11 protein-coding genes are annotated in these 18576 nt (G+C 34.9%); 8 read left to right on the forward strand and 3 right to left on the reverse strand.

Going from position 1 to position 18576, the window contains the following annotated elements:
- The first annotated feature begins 2 nt into the window (after positions 1–2).
- From UABHE_RS17510 to UABHE_RS17540, 7 genes are read left to right on the forward strand one after another with little or no spacing between them, the layout of a single operon-like run.
- Complete coding sequence (locus UABHE_RS17510; RefSeq protein ID WP_372364530.1) at positions 3–3299, forward strand: AAA family ATPase; 3297 nt, start codon at positions 3–5, stop codon at positions 3297–3299.
- Positions 3300–6680, forward strand: a complete 3381-nt coding sequence (locus tag UABHE_RS17515) for an AAA family ATPase (RefSeq protein WP_372364531.1) — start codon at positions 3300–3302, stop codon at positions 6678–6680. It abuts the gene before it with no gap.
- On the forward strand, positions 6667–8937 hold the full coding sequence (locus UABHE_RS17520; RefSeq protein WP_372364532.1) for an AAA family ATPase: 2271 nt from the start codon (positions 6667–6669) through the stop codon (positions 8935–8937). The genes UABHE_RS17515 and UABHE_RS17520 overlap by 14 nt, the downstream gene beginning before the upstream one ends.
- On the forward strand, positions 8934–9569 hold the full coding sequence (gene pdxH, locus UABHE_RS17525) for a pyridoxamine 5'-phosphate oxidase (RefSeq protein ID WP_372364533.1): 636 nt from the start codon (positions 8934–8936) through the stop codon (positions 9567–9569). The genes UABHE_RS17520 and pdxH overlap by 4 nt, the downstream gene beginning before the upstream one ends.
- A gap of 57 nt (positions 9570–9626) precedes the next feature.
- Positions 9627–11009 (forward strand): MBOAT family protein, encoded by a 1383-nt coding sequence (locus tag UABHE_RS17530; RefSeq protein ID WP_372364534.1) that lies wholly within the window; start codon positions 9627–9629, stop codon positions 11007–11009.
- Positions 10978–11877, forward strand: a complete 900-nt coding sequence (locus tag UABHE_RS17535; protein WP_372364535.1) for an SGNH/GDSL hydrolase family protein — start codon at positions 10978–10980, stop codon at positions 11875–11877. The genes UABHE_RS17530 and UABHE_RS17535 overlap by 32 nt, the downstream gene beginning before the upstream one ends.
- A 40-nt stretch (positions 11878–11917) precedes the next feature.
- Positions 11918–12604, forward strand: a complete 687-nt coding sequence (locus tag UABHE_RS17540) for a 7-carboxy-7-deazaguanine synthase QueE (protein ID WP_372364536.1) — start codon at positions 11918–11920, stop codon at positions 12602–12604.
- A gap of 52 nt (positions 12605–12656) precedes the next feature.
- Here the strand turns inward: UABHE_RS17540 and UABHE_RS17545 are convergent, their stop codons facing one another.
- The 3 genes from UABHE_RS17545 to glgB are packed head-to-tail and all read right to left on the reverse strand — an operon-like array spanning position 12657 to position 17344.
- A complete protein-coding gene (locus tag UABHE_RS17545) occupies positions 12657–13499 on the reverse strand; it encodes a sulfurtransferase (protein WP_372364537.1) in 843 nt (280 codons plus the stop codon).
- Positions 13499–14434 carry an alpha/beta fold hydrolase gene (locus UABHE_RS17550; RefSeq protein WP_372364538.1) on the reverse strand — a complete coding sequence of 312 codons (936 nt, stop codon included), beginning with the start codon at positions 14432–14434 and terminating at the stop codon, positions 13499–13501. The genes UABHE_RS17545 and UABHE_RS17550 overlap by 1 nt, the downstream gene beginning before the upstream one ends.
- A gap of 9 nt (positions 14435–14443) precedes the next feature.
- A complete protein-coding gene (glgB, locus tag UABHE_RS17555) occupies positions 14444–17344 on the reverse strand; it encodes a 1,4-alpha-glucan branching protein GlgB (protein WP_372364539.1) in 2901 nt (966 codons plus the stop codon).
- Positions 17345–17726: 382 nt separating this feature from the next.
- Here glgB and UABHE_RS17560 point away from each other — a divergent pair, with 382 nt between their 5' ends.
- Positions 17727–18572, forward strand: a complete 846-nt coding sequence (locus UABHE_RS17560; RefSeq protein ID WP_372364540.1) for an LEA type 2 family protein — start codon at positions 17727–17729, stop codon at positions 18570–18572.
- Positions 18573–18576: the final 4 nt, after the last annotated feature.

Here is an 18576-nt window from a genome sequence, read left to right on the forward strand (position 1 = left end):
TCATGTCTGAATTAGTATCATTTTCTATTGATATAATTGAAATTCACTTGCCTTGTGAGCAAAAACTTACTTCAATGCTTCTCATTCCAGGTATACTTCGTATTGGACAACGCGCAAAAAATGTAGCAAATTCATTCGTGGCTGCTGCGGAAAAAGAATTGGTAGAGCATGGCAGGTATTTAGAGTTGATGCGCTATTTAACTGTTAATAATGTCCATAAAGAAATTATAACAATTAGTATAAAAGCGAAAAAATTTCACCCAGATCTCGATTTGTCATTTGCGTATTTTTACTGCACAACATTCCAAGGTCATTTTCTAAGTTTTGTGCCTGTGTTGGGAATAGAGTCTTTTGGCAAAACATTCGAAATTATGCAAGAAAATCTTCGTGAAAATATTGAGTTGGAGTTTGCGCGAAAAAAGCGGTTCCAAAATGTGAAATATCTAATAGAGACACAGTGGTATAACGATATAGAATTGAAGAAGTGTCAAGTAGACGTAGGTTTTTACACGCTATTTGAATTAGAGAATATTCAATTGCGTAAGAAAAAAAGAATACTGCCAGAGGTAGCTTCAGAGATGTTTTTTGGCAGTCAGATATGTTTTGGCCGTCTCCAGGAATGGGAAATGCTTAAAAGAGCTTTGCTTGGGCGCTACAAACGCAGCATACTTATTGTTGGATCTGGAGGTAGTGGTAAAACAGCACTTGTTGAAGAATTGGCAAGGCAGAAGCATTTATTTGGTATTAAGAACACAATATGGGAAACAAATGCTGCGCACATGATTCAAAAATTGACGAATGAAAATGGATGGCAAGAGAATCTGCATGTTATTTGTTGTGAACTTCGTGATCAGCAGGATTTATTGTTTGTTCATAATTTGTCTGAACTTTTTGAAGTCGGACAATATGTTGGCAATAGCATCAGTATGGGAGAATATTTAAAAGAATACTTACAACGTAGAGAAATTCAAATTATTGCTGAGTGTAGCGAAGAAGAGCTCGCTAGCATAGAGATGCGCGTTCCTGGTTATAGCTCTTTGTTTACAGTAATCGAACTTTCTTCTTTAACAGAAAAAGAATTAAAAGAAGTTATTATTGCCAAAGTACTCTCTCTAGCGGGTCGTCGTCGTATACATATTGCAGAAGAAGCTATAGATGAGGTTATTCGTTTACAAAAGCGTTATACACCGTACTCCGGTTTTCCAGGCAAGCCTATACGTTTTTTAGAATCGGTAATGTTAAGTGTGACCGAAAAAGATGCGCAAATTTCTCGCGAACAAATACTAGATGCGTTTTACGAAGAAACAGGAATGCCTGCTTTTTTAATTGACGCGCAAAAACCTCTTCCACTAGAAAAAATGCGCGCATTTTTTTACAAAAATATCTACGGACAATCCACGGCAATTAACACTGTTATTGATTTGCTGTCTATGGTAAAAACTTCGTTAACTCGAGGGAATAAACCGATTGCCTCTCTTCTATTTATCGGCCCAACAGGCGTTGGTAAAACTGAAATGACGAAAGTACTTGCTGAATTTGTTTTTAGTAATCGCAATCGAATTAGTCGTTTTGATATGAGCGAATTTTCAGATACTTATTCTGTGATGCGTCTTACTGGTGAATTTAGTAGTCAAGAAGGATTGCTGACATCTGTGGTTCGCAAAAATCCATTTTCGGTGATTTTATTTGATGAATTAGAAAAAGCACACTACTCATTTTATGATTTGTTATTGCAGATACTTGGAGAAGGACGTCTTACCGATTCAAAGGGGAATGTGGCTGATTTTTGTAGCACCATTATTATTATGACATCTAATATTGGGGCTAAAAGTTATGGAAAAGGGCTGGCGGGCTTTCACGAAGATCTTTCTTCTTCAGTACAGCAACATTTTATTAGCGAAGTCCAAAAATACTTTCGTCCTGAATTATTTAACCGAATAGATCAGGTAGTTGCTTTTTCTTCTTTAGATGAAGATATAATGTCACTTATTATTGATCGCGAAATACAAAAATTTACTCAGCGCCAAGGTATAAAACACCGTAAATTAGAACTCGATATTACTCAAAAAGCAAAAGATCTACTTTGTAAACACGGTTACAATCCGAGGTATGGAGCACGACAATTACAGAGAACTTTGCGCAAAGATTTTGTCATACCACTGGCAAAGAAGTTAAATCTTTACGACAAGAAAACAGATCTCTATGCTAAAGTAGATACATCAAAAAAGCATATACAAATAGAAGTGAAAGCTCCGCAAGTTCAAGTAGAAAAGCAAAACCTCACTCCTATATATTTAGCTACAGATTTACGCCGAGAAAGCCAAGCCTTAGAAGAAAGTGAATACTACACATCTCTTCAGAATAAATGGGATTTACTTGAGCGCAAAAAAAGAAAGCAAGGCGATAATTTTTGGAAAAAAGAACGTCGAGTACGTGAATATCAAAAAATTTCAGAGATACTAATAAAAGGCCAACAGCTAATTAAAAATATAAGCGACTACGAAAGCAATATATTACTTTCGTATTTACAATCACAGCCTAATGTAGAACAATGTGCAGGTGAAGGACAGAAATATAAAGAACAACTATTTCAATTTAAAATTCAGCTTTATTCGAATCTGGCAACAGAGGACAATGAATGTTTGATTGGTGTTTATGGCGGAGAATCGCATCTACTTTCTATCAAAAATTTGTATGAAACAATTGCATTAAAATATCAATTTAAATTTTCAGCATACAGCGTGTGGTTACGTCAGGAATTTTATCAAAAAGTTGAAGGTTTACATACGCAGCTCGAAGTATTCAAAAAAGAATATAAAGAAAATGAGGGGTGGACTGCTAAGACTCGAGTAAAAAAAGCCAAAAAAATCCAAGAATTAGAAGAGGTAATTAGCCGCGAAGCAGCCAATTATTACGTTAAGGCACCATTTGCTCATAATATTATTCCACAGGAAAAACAAGACAAACTAGTAGGAATAGAGTTAGAGATAATAGGGCCATGTGCTTATTTAAAGTTTGGTTCTGAGGGAGGGATACATAGTTGGTTTGTAAAAGAAGACGAATTCAAATATATTGTTTCTGTGCATAAAACGAAATTTGAAGATTTTACGACACCAAATTTTGTACATCGTCGGCAAACGGAGGAAAAAGTGCGCAGAAAATATGGTAGTATTCCTTTGTTTATAGATAAACTTTATGACAGTTCTAATGAAAAAGATTATGTAGAGGTTCTAGATAAAAACTTATCGATAACATTTTCAAAACTCCTAAACGATATTATTTTTAATGAAAGAGATTAGATGGGATCTGTTACACTAGAATTTCCTGTGTTTATACAAACAAAACGCCTATGGGAAAAGAGCACATTCTACTGTGTACGTCCTCTTTTTACTGATTCTCCACTTTGCGAACATCCTCGCTATAGCAAAGCTCTTAGTAGTTTAAATAAAGAAATTCGTAAACAGTTTCGCGGATTTAAGAGCGGACGCAATAATATAAATGAGCTTTTATGGTTGATGTTCTTGCCTGACTTTCACTTTACTTGTCGCGAACTTTCTTTTCACGTTGCCCAAAAATATGTATCTGGAAAATTTAGCGCTGTTTGGTTTGAATTAAAAGGCCACCGAGTTGTATGCTTGCCAGCATTTGATAATTTTTTGTTTATTCTCCCCAAAAAAGAAAACGAACGCGTTAATTTATCACACGCAATGGAAAGACAGATTCAATCTTTATTTCGAGAGAAGCGCAAAAAAGAAGGAGATGACTACAATCCCAAGGATTATATGACGACGAAAGGAGAAAATGTAAGTGTTTTTAAAATGAACATTTATGTTGGCAATGCCGCATTTCCTTTCGAAGCTAACAACGATGCTTTTTTTGCATCGTTGTTTGGTGGTAGAGTAAAATTTGAAGGTGCGTGGGAGATTGACCGCGTTGGTTATGATTTGAATAATCTCTATCCTAATGATTTACAGCCATGTTTTTTTCGAGACCAACATATTGCGCGACTATCCCAAATAATCTACGCTAAAGAAAATACTCCTGTTGTTTTACTTGGAGAACAAGGCGTTGGTAAATCGTCGATTATCCACGAATGTATTTTTCGCTATTTAGAAAAAAACTCAGAATATGACATATCAAGTCTTGTAAAGGTATGGCATATTGATCCTACCAGAATTATTGCCGGAATGAGCGTTGTTGGTATGTGGCAAAAACGTTTTGAGGCTATTTTACAGTATGTGAAAAAACGCCGTAAGAAAGTAAAACGCGGTACTCCAAAAAATGACTGTATTGTTTTCGATAATGTTATAGCACTATTACGAGTAGGTAAAAGTGCGCAAAACAATATGTGTTTAAGCGATGTTTTGAAAACGTATATCGAAAAAAGACAATTGCAAGTTATTCTCGAAACAACTCCAGAAAAATGGAAGCTAGTACAAGAATGGGATCGTAGTTTTAGTGATTTATTTCAAGTTATTCGCGTGGAAGAACCAACAATACTCGATAGCACTAAAATGGTTTTAAAACAAAGAGCTATTATCGAAAAAGAAAACAATCTCACTATTGACCATGAGGCCCTATCGGCTATTTTTCACCTCCAGCGAACTTATTTGCGACGAGAAAAGTTACCTGGCAGCATAAGCCGATTTTTGCATCGTGCTGGAGTAAAATATAAAAATACATTGATTAATGAAGCTACAATACACGAAGAATTTAGTTTGATGAGCAACATGAACTTACACTTTTTCGATAAAAATGCGCGCTTAAAAAAAGGAGAAGTGCACAAAAAAATTGAAAAAATGTTGATCGGGCAATCTCAGGCAAGCGATGCAATTGCAAATTTAATACATCTAATAAAATCGGGTCTGTGCGATCCAGAAAAACCATTTGCCACTTATCTATTTATAGGACCAACAGGCGTTGGAAAAACCGAGGCAGCAAAAGTTTTGACGCGTTATTTGTTTACACAAGAAGATAAAATCGTTCGCTTTGATATGAACGAATTTATTGATTCAAGTGCTGTAAGTCGCTTAATTGGTGATATCGAGAAGCCACAAGGGCTGCTGACCGCACGCGTACTGCACCAGCCGTTTTGTGTTTTGCTATTTGACGAAATCGAAAAAGCCCATCCTGCTATCCACGATTTGCTATTGCAAGTTCTTGGGGAGGGGCGTTTAACAGATGCACTAGGTCGAACCATTGATTTTACTAATACTGTAATTATTATGACTTCAAATATTGGTGCACAAAGAGTTGGTCAACAAGTTGGTTTTCATGAACGAGAAAGTCAAAAGCAAGCGGTATACACTAAAGCTGTTGAAAACTTTTTTCGCCCAGAGTTTTTGAATCGCATTGATGAAATCATTGTATTTAGAAAACTAATTTTAGATGATTTGATCAAAATAGCACGCTTACAAATAAACAAACTATTACAACGCGATGGCTTTTTACGACGAACAGTTATTTTTAATGTTTCAGAAAAAGCACTTGCACAAGTGGCTCGGCAAGGTTTTGATCCAGAGTTAGGTGCTAGAGCTTTAAAAAGAAATATTGAAAAAGACCTTACTTTCACAGTTGCGGAGGAACTTGCTAGTACTTCTTCTACGACGCCGGTAATTTTTGATATTTTTTTACATAATGACGAATTTATACCACACATTGTCGCTCTAGAAAAAACACCGATATATTTAAAAAATTGTATTCCTGAAGGTATCCCAGAAGAAAATTTATTACCTTTTTTAAAAGATATGCAAAAGAGAACCAAAAATCTTCTTTATCATTATTTTAGTGAAAAAAATGTTTACAACGAAGATGAATGGTCGTATCACATGTTCAAAGATAAACTACAGGATTTTTATGAAAAAATTGAAAGTGATTTATGGAACATTAATGACTATGAAAGTAAAAAAAATATTGATGGAGTGGTTAATGCTCCACCATTGAAAAAAACGTTTTGTAGATCAATTTATGGCTATGACCCTGGTATTAACCCTAATGAATTAGTGTCTCATTATGATGTAGCGAGTTATATAAAAGATTTGTATAGTAATATTCCTGAGCTTGTTGCTGATAACGAAGTTAAGTCGATGGAGTATTTTTTGTCGTTTGCTCACTTGTCTTTTTTTGCAGAAAAAATAGCCCTGGGACATTTAGACACTGTTCATTTTCATTTGAGTTCGTGTGTTGAAGAACGAGGTAAAGATCATCTTATTTATCTTCGTAATTGTTATGAGAAATTTCTTATTTCTCTAGAAATGAATGTGGAGAAAATAGTTGATGCTAACAACGAAGAAATTTTTATTGCGGAAGGGTCGCGCCTGTGGGATTTTTTCCAAAATGAATCCGGAATTCACATGTTTTATTTACCACACGAACCTCCTGTTCCTGTACGTTTGCACTTAACAAAAATGCCTTTATTAAAAGATGAACGAGCAAAAAACAAATGGATTTTACAGCAAAACAACTGTTACCATAATTGGTTGAGTAATTTGGAAAAGGGCGCGGCAACAATAGAAGATTACCCTTACAAAAACAACAATATTTTACGGATCTACTGCCCAGAAGAAAATGGTGGAACTGTAACTGATTTACGCACAGGTCTTATCAATAAAATAGATATGTCATTGGAAGATTGGCAATTGATTTTTTTTGCAAATAGGAATATTGATGGAGATATTTAAGTACTACGCTCTATGTTGGAAATTACAACAAGGTGTTGTCTGTGGTCACTTGGTGGGATCTCATTACCAAGTGGTTAGTAAAAACGCTAAAAAAATAGTTACAGTACTAACTTCGCAATTACATCGCGATTTGGAAAAAAATCCTTATGATGCTGAACCACGCATTCACAAAGCTAGATTAAAAGTTCTTCCTGTCGAAGTACGTTCTGGTTACAAAGAAAAAGATGGGATGTATCCTACGACGTCAAAAATGAAAATTACCATTGCTGCTGTTTATGGCGAAAACTCTCAAGGATTTTATGAGTGCTTTATGCCTTTTCTTAATGAAAGTTTTTTCTTTTATAATATTGATCAAGTAAATAACTTAATTGAACATTTTTCCAAAAATATTTTTCAGAGTTTAACTCCTGAAGAGTTACATCGATATATCATGCCCAGTAAACCGTGGCTTGAAGATTTCTCTGTGCGCAATAAAGGGAGTAAAAAAATTTCCTCTTTCTTTTCACCTGAGAAAGAAGCTCCTGTACTTTCAAAAATCGCAGAAAAATTCCCTCGTTCGAGAAATGCCCAAAAAAATGCACATATATTTCCAGAGGTGGCGTGGGAACAAAGCGATATAGTAGATAAGATTGTAGGTAAAATTGTCAATGAGCAGGCGAACTTGATTGTTGTAGGCAATCGCGGTGTTGGCAAAAGTGCCATACTCCAAGAAGCAATGCGCAAGGTTTTTCAAAAAGAACGCGATAAAAATCCTTATGAAAAACGCCGTAGGTATTTTTGGAGAACTTCCCCTAATCGTATCACTTCTGGAGCAAAATATCTCGGAGATTGGGAGGATATATGCGAAAATGTATTGGATGATTTACAGCGAATACGCGGTGTACTTTGGTTAGTGAACTTTATGGAAATGTTTACTGTTGGTGGACAAGGAGCAGAAGATTCAATTGCTGCTTATATGTCTTCATATTTACGAGATAGGCGTATACAAATTATTACCGAACTTACTCCTCATGAATTAGATCGCGCCCAAACGCTACTACCTAGTTTCATTCAGTATTTCCAAATTGTTCATATTGAAGAAATGTCGCGCAGCAAAATTTTAAAAGTTTTGCAGAACTTTCAAAACTATACAGAGGACAAACTAAATATAAATGTAGAGCAACCAACACTAGAACTCATTTATCGCTTGTTGCAACGATTTGTAAAATACGAGAGTTTTCCTGGTAAAGCTGTCGTATTTTTAAGCCAGTGTTTGAATAATCTTTTTATTAGTGATAAAAGCACATTAAATAATAATGATGTTATAGATGCATTTATTGATAAAACAGGTATGCCAAAATTATTTTTGGACGACGACATAATCATTAATCAAAAAGATCTCCATTCTTTCTTTTCTTCGCGAATTATTGGTCAAGCAGATGCGATAAAAAAAATATGTAGAGTAATTAAAGTCTTTAAAACTGGATTAAATGATCCACAAAAGCCAATTGCAACAATGATGTTCTCTGGACCTACAGGAGTTGGAAAAACTGCGAGCGTTCGCGCTCTTGCTGAATATTTTTTTGGACATGGACAAAAAAAACATCCTTTAATTCGCTTAGATATGAGTGAATTTCAACACCCAGCGCAAATATCTCGTTTAATCGGCGAAGGGAAAGAAATTGGCAAACTCACTCGTGAAGTTCGCGAACGCCCATTTAGTGTAGTGCTTTTTGACGAAATAGAGAAAGCGCACCCTGCTATTTTTGATACACTCCTTACGGTTCTAGATGAAGGCATTCTTGTCGATCATTATGGTCGCGTGTGTGATTTTCGTAATACGATTATTATTATGACCTCAAATTTGGGCGCAAAATCATCGACAGCAGCAGGGTTTAACCCTCAAAAAGTATTAGAATACGAGGCGAGTATTCGCAAATTCTTTCGCCCAGAGTTTTTTAATCGTCTTGATATGGTTGTTACTTTTTTGCCTTTAGATAAAAGCGCCATACAAAAAATTATTTACAAAGAATTAGAAGAGATATCACTTCGCGATGGAATAAAAAATAATAATTTGCGACTAAAGTTTTCGCCATCTATTATTGATTTACTTCTGAAAGAAGGTTTTGATGAACTCTACGGCGCAAGACCTTTGCAAAGAGCAATAGAAAAATTTGTTGTTTCTGAGCTTGCCAAATATATTATGCAAAACCATCCAAGTAGCGCTGAACTACATATTGATTATCAACAACAAATCAGTATTGAGGAGCGAAAATGAATAAACTAAATAATCTCCGTAAAGAGTACGGAGAAGATAGTATTTGTAAAGATGATTTACATTCAAACCCCATTTATCAATTTGAATTGTGGTTCGATGATGCGACTACTGCTGAAATTCCTGAAGCAAATGCAATGGCTTTGGCAACAGTAAATGCCCAAAATATTCCTTCTGTAAGAATGGTACTACTTAAGCATTATGATGATCGCGGACTGGTTTTTTTTACGAATTATCTGAGCCGTAAAGCTCAAGATATAGAGTATAGTGGATGTTGTTCTGTTGTTTTTTGGTGGGGAAAACTTAATCGTCAAGTGCGAATAGAAGGAAAAGTGGGTAAAATTTCGCAACAAGAAACGCAAGATTATTTTTATAGTCGTGCGCGGGGAAGTCAAATTTCTGCTTGGGCATCTCCGCAAAGTTCTGTAATAAAAAATCGACAATTTCTTGAACAAACATCGCAGGAAATAGACAATAAATACCCTGATAAAATCCCGTGCCCTGATTTTTGGGGAGGCTATCGGATTGAACCGTCTTCATTTGAATTTTGGCAAGGAAGAACGAACAGGCTCCATGACCGCATTTATTTTTACAAAAAAGAAAATGCATGGACCAAAAAGCGTCTTGCCCCTTAGTCGAGTATAACAATGCTTTTTAATAGTACCATTTTTATCATATTTACGCTTATATTTATGCCTATCTACTTTCATCTTCGCGGAGAAGATCGTAGGTGGTGGATACTTCTTTGTAGTTATGTATTTTATGGCTGGTGGGATAGTCGTTTTTTACTTTTAATTGCTTTTTCTACAGGCATTGACTTTTTGATTGCTCGTTCTTTATATGAATCGTCATGTTCAAATAAAAGACGTATGCTGCTAATAACGAGTATTTGTACAAATTTGGCGATACTTAGTTTCTTTAAATATTGTAATTTTTTTATTGATTCAGCCTCTTTTTTAATGATAGAACTTTTTGGACAACATACTAACGTTAAGTCTTTGCAAATTATTTTACCTGTAGGGATTTCATTTTATACCTTTCAGTCAATGAGTTATACGATTGATGTGTACAAAAAAAAAATGTCACCAGAAAAAAATTGGGTTATATTTGCTTCGTATATCGCTTTTTTTCCACAGCTAGTTGCAGGTCCAATTGTACGAGCGAAACAATTATTACCTCAATTTCAGCAAGACCGAGAATTTAATTGGCAAGAGTTTACCTTGGGGTTTGCACAAATTTTAGTAGGGTATTTTAAAAAAATTGTTGTTGCTGATTCATTGGCGATGGTTGTTGACCAAATATTTACTGCTCCAAATAGTTTTAACGCTTTGAATATTTTTCTTGGTATATTTTTGTATTCATTTCAAATCTATTGTGATTTTTCGGGTTACTCAGATATTGCGATTGGTTTAGCGCGCATGCTTGGGTTTCATTTTCCACGAAATTTTAATACCCCTTATTTTTCGAAAAATTTTAGTGAATTTTGGACACGTTGGCATATTTCTTTATCCAGTTGGTTACGCGATTATTTATACATACCGTTGGGAGGAAATAGGTACGGAGTTGTAAATACATGCAAGAATTTAATGATAACAATGTTATTGGGAGGTTTGTGGCACGGAGCGAATTGGAAATTTGTTTTTTGGGGGCTACTTCACGGAATTTTTCTTATACTACAACGCTTTTCTTCTCCTATTTTCAATAAATGTTGCGAAGCTATACATTTGCCGAAAATATTGCGATTGCTGTTTGCTATTTTTATTACTTATCTCTTAACGTGTGTTGCGTGGGTTTTTTTTCGTAGCGACTCTTTTTCAAAGGCAATAAATGTTTTTTATTATATGTTCACTGGAAATTGGACGTTTGCGAATCTCAAAAATAAATTTCCCCTGGTAAAAGGAATTTTTGTCGTTTTTCTGCTGCTTAGTTGTGAAATTATACACTGGAAATGGAATTTTACTGATATTATTGTGCGGCGTCCATTTGTGCGAATTTTAATATTTGCAGTTATTTTGTGGAGTATTGCTTTGCTAGGAAGTTTTAATGAGACAACCTTTATCTATTTTCAATTTTAAAAATCCAAAATGTTGGTGCGTATTGTTCTTTTTGGTCATTTTTATAGGCGACCGCGTTATTGCTCAAGTTTTAAAAACAATTGTTAACCAAAGTCAGTTTCGCTACTCTAAATTGTATGGTCAAACAGCGCAAAGTGATTTTTTACTTATTGGCAATTCAAGAGGTCTAGTATTTCACCAACCAACTATAGCAAAACTAACGAAGAAAACGACTATTAATCTTAGCTATAATTCTATGCCTGTAGATCTCGCTTGTGCAATTATGAAAGATTATTTCGATTTGTATCCAGCTCCACGATGTATTTTTTTTGAAATTACCATGCTTAATTATAACAATAAAAAACTAATTTCTAATTTCATGATGTACCGTTCTTCTGCTAATATTAAAAAACTTGTTGAGAGGAACTTTCCCAAGTTAAATTGGTGGTGCAATTTTTCTCACATATATCAATATAACGGTGAAGTACTCCTTCGAACTTTGTATTACATGTTCAAAAGTGATCAAGATTGGGCTTTACGTCAACAAGCGAATATTTCTCAGGTTAAAAAAAATATTAATAATATGGAAAGGTTTCGCTACCAAGCAAAGCAAGAAGATTTAGAAAATCTACGCGACCTAGTGAAATTAGTTAAAAGCAAAGGCAGTGATATAAAACTCATTATTCAACCACTGTTCCCTGGTTTTGTGCAAAAAATAAAAAATTTCAATGATTGGAAGCAACGTATTTCAAAATTTACAGGCCTAAAAATATATGACTACTCGCAAATCGACTTCCCCGATCACTATTTTGTCGACCGAGTTCACCTCAATGTAAGTGGCGCAAAAGCCTACGCAAAATTACTATACCAAGATGGTATTTTTAAATAGGGCGCTCTAGTAAAGTTGATAATAATTAAGGATTTAATTTGTGCTTATTTCAGAAATATTTTATTCGTTACAAGGAGAAGGTTTGTATACGGGTTATCCTTCTGTTTTTATACGTACATCTGGTTGTAATTTGAGATGTTCATGGTGTGATACTCCCTATACTTCTTGGTATCCAGAGGGTAAAAACAAAAGCATGAATGAAATAATGATAGAAACTAAAGCGTGGGAGAGAGTTTCGCATTATGTTATAACAGGTGGTGAACCAATGGTGCAGAGTGAAATGGGTTTACTAATTACAAAACTAAAAGAGAGATCTCATTTTATTACAATTGAAACAGCAGGTACTGTATTCTCTGAAAGTATAAAGCCGGACTACTTTAGTATTTCTCCGAAGTTAAAAAATAGCTATCCTAGTAAGAAAGATTCAAAGGAATTAAAGATACATTCTAAGAATAATTTATATCATGCGCTGAAAGACTTTATTCAATGCGGAACAAAATATCAATTTAAATTTGTGGTTAAAAACAGAAAAGACACTGATGAGATACTAGAACTAGTAAATAAATATGACATTCCACGACACACTGTGTTTTTAATGCCCGAAGGAAGAAGTGTTGAAGAGTTAGCAGCAAAATCTCATGTTATTGCAGAAATTTGTAAAGAAGAGCAATTTAACTTTTGTAATCGGTTACAGATATACTTGTGGGGAGACACTAAAGGAACATAAATATTCCTAGTTGCGCACAAATAGATTAAGGCGTGTTAACACGCCTTAATTTCTAACTTTTATTTGTAGCGATTGGAAGCTCTGAATTACGACACCACTCGCTCCAGGAACCGACAAACAACTTTGCACCTTTTTTACCAATGTGCTCCATTGCTAAAATATTACGACATGCAGTAACACCTGAACCACAATAAAAAACAACTTTCTCGGGAGAGGTATTATTTAATAAGCATCCAAAATTTTTATGTAGTTGTTGCTGGGAAAGAAATATTTTTTCTGCGTCAACATTGTTCTCATGGCAATAATTAATTGCACCTGGAATATGACCTGCAATAGGATCAATTGGTTCTTGTTCACCGTTATAACGCTTAGTAGAACGAGAGTCAACAAGAACATAATGATGCCTGTTATTTACAACTTCTTGCAAGGAAAGCTTTTTTTGTTTTTTAGGTTTACCAACAAACTCGGTTTTTTTATTTTTTTGTAGACCCGATTCAACAGAGTATTTTTTTTGTTGCCAATGAGTCCAACCTCCGTTGAGTACTGCGACTTGTTGATGTTGTAGATAACGTAACATCCACCATAGCCGACTAGAGATGGCTCCTCCATTGTCATCGTAAACAACAACTTGCTTTGTTTGATCGATTCCCCAAAGACCTAGAGTAGTGCAAAAGTCTTGCATGTTAGGTAATGGATGTCGACCACTCTTGAGTGTGGTGATTCCAGATAAATCTATATTTAAATTAGCATACACTGCTCCGGGAATATGACTTTGCAAATAATTTTCATAACCCAACTGTTCATTTTTAAGATAAAAACGACAATCGATAATGACCCACGAGTCTTTGCAATATTTCTCTTGCAGTTCCTCTATATCAATTAATGTAGTGTACACTAGTTCACCTGTAAATTACTAAGGAATTGGCGATAAACAGCACTAAATTTACTCGGCGCTTCCATGTTTACACAATGTCCAGCATCTTTAATAAGGCTAAACTGCGAATTTTTAATATTGCGATGATATTCTTGGCCAATGACATCGTGAGGAAAAAGCCCATCTTGCTCTCCCCACGCGACAAGTGTCGGAACATTAATATCTTTTAGTCTGTCATTTAAAGCGGTGTCAGGGAGTTCACTTAACTGGTGATTTATATTGTCGCCAATGAGGTCATTCATGATTTTGTTGTACCAATTGTAGTTGTCAGCATAGCGTCTATAAATAAAATGCTTCACTGAACCTGGCATAAAAGGCTTTTTGTGAAAATTAGTATTTAAAAATTTTGAAAAGTCTTTCTTATTTTTTATAGAAAATAAGTTGTCTCCCTCTGCTAGGTTTTTATAGAAACCAACTAAAGGCAAAGTAATGACCCCACCACCACACAAAATGGTTAAAGACAACATACGATCACAACCCTCACTCGATATATATGCTGCGATTGCACCTCCCATTGAATGACCAATTAAATGAAACTTACTAGGCACTATCTTATTTAAAAAATCGTTCATCCATTCACTGTACTGTTCTATCGTATAGCTAAATTTCTCTTCTTGTTTATTTTCACCAAAACCAGGCATATCTGGTATTATCAAATGATAATCGTTCATCAGGCGCAGCGCGATATGCAAAAAACTTTCTTTGTTATCAGAAAAACCGTGAAAAATCACAATCGTTTCTTTTTCTGGATCTCCAATTTCTAAATATTTTATTTGTATTCCAAGATCAATTTCTTTTAAAACAGCGTTTGCGCTTTTTTTTCGACGTTGCACATCTAAGTTGTACAACGATTTTCCTAAGGACCAATACATATGAGAAAATAATTTAGCTGGCATAACATTCTCCTATTTGTTTTTTTTTCTGTTTTTTTTGCTTTTACGTTTTGATTTTAAATTGATTTTGGTGTCAGACTTAGTTTTGGGAATTTTGGTGTCAGACTGAATTTTGGTGTCAGACTTAGTTTTGGAATTGATTTTGGTGTCAGACTTAGTTTTGGTGTCAAACTTAGTTTTGGTGTCAGACTTAGTTTTGGTGTCAGACTTAGTTTTGGGAATTTCCTGAATTTGGGTGTCAGACTTAGTTTTGGTGTCAGGCTGCATTTTGGTGTCGGATTTAGTTTTGGTGTCAGGCTTAGTTTTGGGAATTTTGGTGTCAGACTGCATTTTGGTGTCGGACTTAGTTTTGGTGTCAGACTTAGTTTTGGTGTCAGACTGCATTTTGGTGTCGGACTTAGTTTTGGTGTCAGACTTAGTTTTGGTGTCAGACTTAGTTTTGGTGTCAGACTTAGTTTTGGTGTCAGACTGCATTTTGGTGTCGGACTTAGTTTTGGTGTCAGACTTAGTTTTGGTGTCAGACTTAGTTTTGGTGTCAGACTTAGTTTTGGTGTCAGACTTAGTTTTGGTGTCAGACTTAGTTTTGGTGTCAGACTTAGTTTTGGTGTCAGACTTAGTTTTGGTGTCAGACTGAATTTTAGTGTCGGACTTAGTTTTGGTGTCAGACTTAGTTGTGAAATTAATTATACTTGGTTTAGTTGTTTTAAAATGATTATTGTAGGTTTCCCAGTCCACGTTTATTTTAAATACCAACATTCCTAAAGCAGGAAGATTGAGTTTCAGTGTATGGGGCATATTGTATTTGGGGATATTCTCGACTTTCGCTTGCCCCATGTTTCCTATGTTTTGGCCACCGTAAATACTGGCATCACTGTTAAATATTTCGGTGTATTCACCAAAGTATGGGACTGCTAGTAAATAATTGTATCTTGGAATGGGTGTAAAATTAAAAACAAATAGGAGTATTTCTTTGTTTTGTTTGCGGAAAAAAGATAGTGTGCTAAATTCTGTATCTTTGTAGTCGCACCACTCAAACCCATTACTGTCGAAATCAGTTTCGTAAAGAGATGGATAGGATTTGTATAGTTTATTGAGGTCTTTTACATATTGTTTAATTTGACGATGGGATTCATAGTCCAATAGGTTCCAATCGAGAGCTTTATCGTGGTTCCATTCTTTCCACTGTGCAAATTCACCTCCCATAAATAACATTTTTTTTCCAGGGTGTCCATACATAAACCCATAGAGTAGACGTAGATTTGCAAATTTTTGTTCGTAGTTACCAAACATTTTATCAATAAGAGATTTTTTCCTGTGTACAACTTCGTCATGAGAAAGAACTAGCACAAAGTTTTCATTGAATGCATACCACAAGCAGAAAGGAAATATAGAGTGGTTGTATTTGCGATGAATAGGATCTGTTCCCATATACTTGAGAATATCGTTCATCCATCCCATATTCCATTTCATATCAAAGCCTAATCCACCAACTTGTGTAGAACGAGTAACTCCTGGCCATGTTGTTGATTCTTCTGCTATTATAATAACGCCTTTGTAGTTTTCGAGAACTTGAGTATTCAAGTCGCGTACAAAGCCTACCGCTTCTAAATTTTCATGTCCACCATGTTTGTTTGGTATCCACATTCCTTCTGGTTTTGAGTAGTTTAAGTGTAGCATGGAAGCTACGGCATCAACACGTAGTCCATCAAGATGATATTTATCTAACCAAAATAAGGCACTGGATATAAGAAAATTTCTTACTTCGTGGCGACCATAATTGTATATGTATGTTTTCCAGTCTAGGTGTTCTCTTTGTCTTGGATCTTCGTGTTCGTACAGATGGGTACCGTCGAAAAAGCACAAGCCATGGGTGTCTTTGGGAAAATGAGCAGGAACCCAGTCAAGTATTACACCGATGTCATTTTGGTGACAGTAGTCAATAAAATACATAAAATCTTGTGGTTCACCGTAACGACTTGTTGGAGCAAAATATCCAATTGTTTGATAGCCCCAGGACCCATAAAAAGGATGTTCTAGGACAGGCAATATTTCTATATGTGTGTATTCCATTTCTTTGACATAAGTAACCAAGGGTTCTGCTAGCTCTCTATAAGATAAAAAATCGCCGTTTTCCTTGCGTTTCCAAGATCCAAGATGTACTTCATATATTGACATAGGCGATGTATAATGTTGTTTTTTAGAGCGCTCTTCCATCCATTTGTTGTCGTTCCACTTGTATTTGTTGAGGTCGTAAACAATAGATGCTGTATTTGGACTAAGTTCAGAGTAAAAACCGTAAGGATCGGTTTTATCAAAATATCCACCTTGGTCGGTATAAACGCGATATTTATACAAATGGCCAGATGAAACGCCAGGAATAAATATTTGCCAAATCCCTGATTGATTTAAAATGCCCATCATATGTGTTTTCGAGTTCCAACGATTAAAATCGCCAACAACGCTAACCGATACAGCATTAGGAGCCCAAACGCTAAAATAGGTACCTTCTACACCACCAATATTGATAGAGTGTGCACCTAATTTCTCATATGTTTTGTAGTGAGTACCTTGTTGAATAAGGTGTAAATCAAAATCGGTAAGTTCAGGAGAAAAACTATATGAATCGAAAAATTCTTCCTCTGAATTGTCTTGTTGAATAATCTGTATTTTATACGAAAATAGTTTTTTTTGATTCTCGATAACTACTTGAAAAAATCCTTGGTCATGAATTCTTTTCATTGTATATTTTTTTTGTGTTTCTAAACAACATATTACTGCTTTTTTTGCATGTGGTAAAAACGAATTTATTGTTAGAATCCCTTTATTTTTATCGAATTTAGGACCTAAAACACTAAAAGGATCTCGATGCTGCTGATTGATAATAGAATTTATGACTTTTGCATCTATGGACATTGTTATACCTCATAACCGATGAAAAGAATATGTTTGAGAAGACGAAATACCACATTCTCTATATGCTTAAATTATTATTTATAGATATTGGTAGAGCTGTTAAATGTACGATTTAAGGTTGCTTTGCTAAGTCACTTTTATCGCCCGAATACTTTAATTCTACAGGAACTTAAACAATGACAGGTGGTGATAAAATAAATATTTAGAGTTTATGATAACATGTCTCGTGTCAAAAACAAAATTTCATAGCAATTGCAACATTTTATTTTGTTCATATCTTAAAGGATGTGCTATTATGTAAAAACTTTTCGCAATAACAATTATCATTTATTTGTTTGTGGTCAACAATAAAAAAAGAAATCTTAATGGAAGGAATAACAATATGTACATTAAAACATGGGTTATTATCATGCTATCTACCATGTTACTTTCTTGCTCTTCACTGCAATCGCTTTTAGAATCTGCGCCTAAACCGGGAGCTAATATTGTAGGGGTAAAATTAAGCGGCTTAGATCTACAACAAGCAAATCTTGTATTTGATATTGATATTTCAAATCCATATAGTGTACCTCTTCCATTAACTAATCTAGATTATTCTTTGGCAACAAACGGTAAAAGTTTTTTGTCGGGTAATGCTAAGGAATTACAAGGTTCTATACCTGCGAGTGGTAATAAAGTTATTCAATTACCGGTATCGATAAAATTTCTAGAAACGCTCAATGTACTATCTGGTTTCAAACCAGGATCAGTAGTTCCATATACTGCCAAAATGGATTTGTCTGTAGATGCTCCTGGAGTTGGGCCGATTTCTTTGCCATTACAAAAAGAAGCAGAGCTTCCTATTCCTACAGCACCAGATGTTAATTTAGAGAGTGTAGATTGGCAAGATATTGGTTTCTCAAAAGCAACAGCAACTTTGAATGTACGTTTAAAAAACAACAACGAGTTTCCTCTAGATTTAAACAAACTTAATTATGCACTAAAACTATCAGATACTTCTGTTGTTGAAAATAAGATAGAAAAAAGTACTTCTTTTGCTAAAGGTGAAGAAAATATAGTAAAGATACCTATTTCTATTTTACCTTCTAATTTAGGATTTGCATTATTTAATATGCTTAAAGGGTCTGGTTCTTCTTACGGCTTAGAAGGATCAATGGATGTACAAACGCCGTTTGGTCCCTTGAATTTACCGTTATCTGGTAGTGGGAATACAAAATTTAATCACTAAGGAG

The organism is Candidatus Uabimicrobium helgolandensis (assembly GCF_041508025.1).
In the GTDB taxonomy this organism is placed as follows: Bacteria; Planctomycetota; Uabimicrobiia; order Uabimicrobiales; family Uabimicrobiaceae; genus Uabimicrobium; species Uabimicrobium helgolandensis.

Coding starts and splice junctions, on each gene's coding strand:
- UABHE_RS17510 (WP_372364530.1), top strand. CDS start 3: ATGTCTGAATTAGTATCATTTTCTATTGATATAATTGAAATTCACTTG.
- UABHE_RS17515 (WP_372364531.1), top strand. CDS start 3,300: ATGGGATCTGTTACACTAGAATTTCCTGTGTTTATACAAACAAAACGC.
- UABHE_RS17520 (WP_372364532.1), top strand. CDS start 6,667: ATGGAGATATTTAAGTACTACGCTCTATGTTGGAAATTACAACAAGGT.
- pdxH (WP_372364533.1), top strand. CDS start 8,934: ATGAATAAACTAAATAATCTCCGTAAAGAGTACGGAGAAGATAGTATT.
- UABHE_RS17530 (WP_372364534.1), top strand. CDS start 9,627: ATGCCTATCTACTTTCATCTTCGCGGAGAAGATCGTAGGTGGTGGATA.
- UABHE_RS17535 (WP_372364535.1), top strand. CDS start 10,978: ATGAGACAACCTTTATCTATTTTCAATTTTAAAAATCCAAAATGTTGG.
- UABHE_RS17550 (WP_372364538.1), bottom strand. CDS start 14,434: ATGCCAGCTAAATTATTTTCTCATATGTATTGGTCCTTAGGAAAATCG.
- glgB (WP_372364539.1), bottom strand. CDS start 17,344: ATGTCCATAGATGCAAAAGTCATAAATTCTATTATCAATCAGCAGCAT.
- UABHE_RS17560 (WP_372364540.1), top strand. CDS start 17,727: ATGTACATTAAAACATGGGTTATTATCATGCTATCTACCATGTTACTT.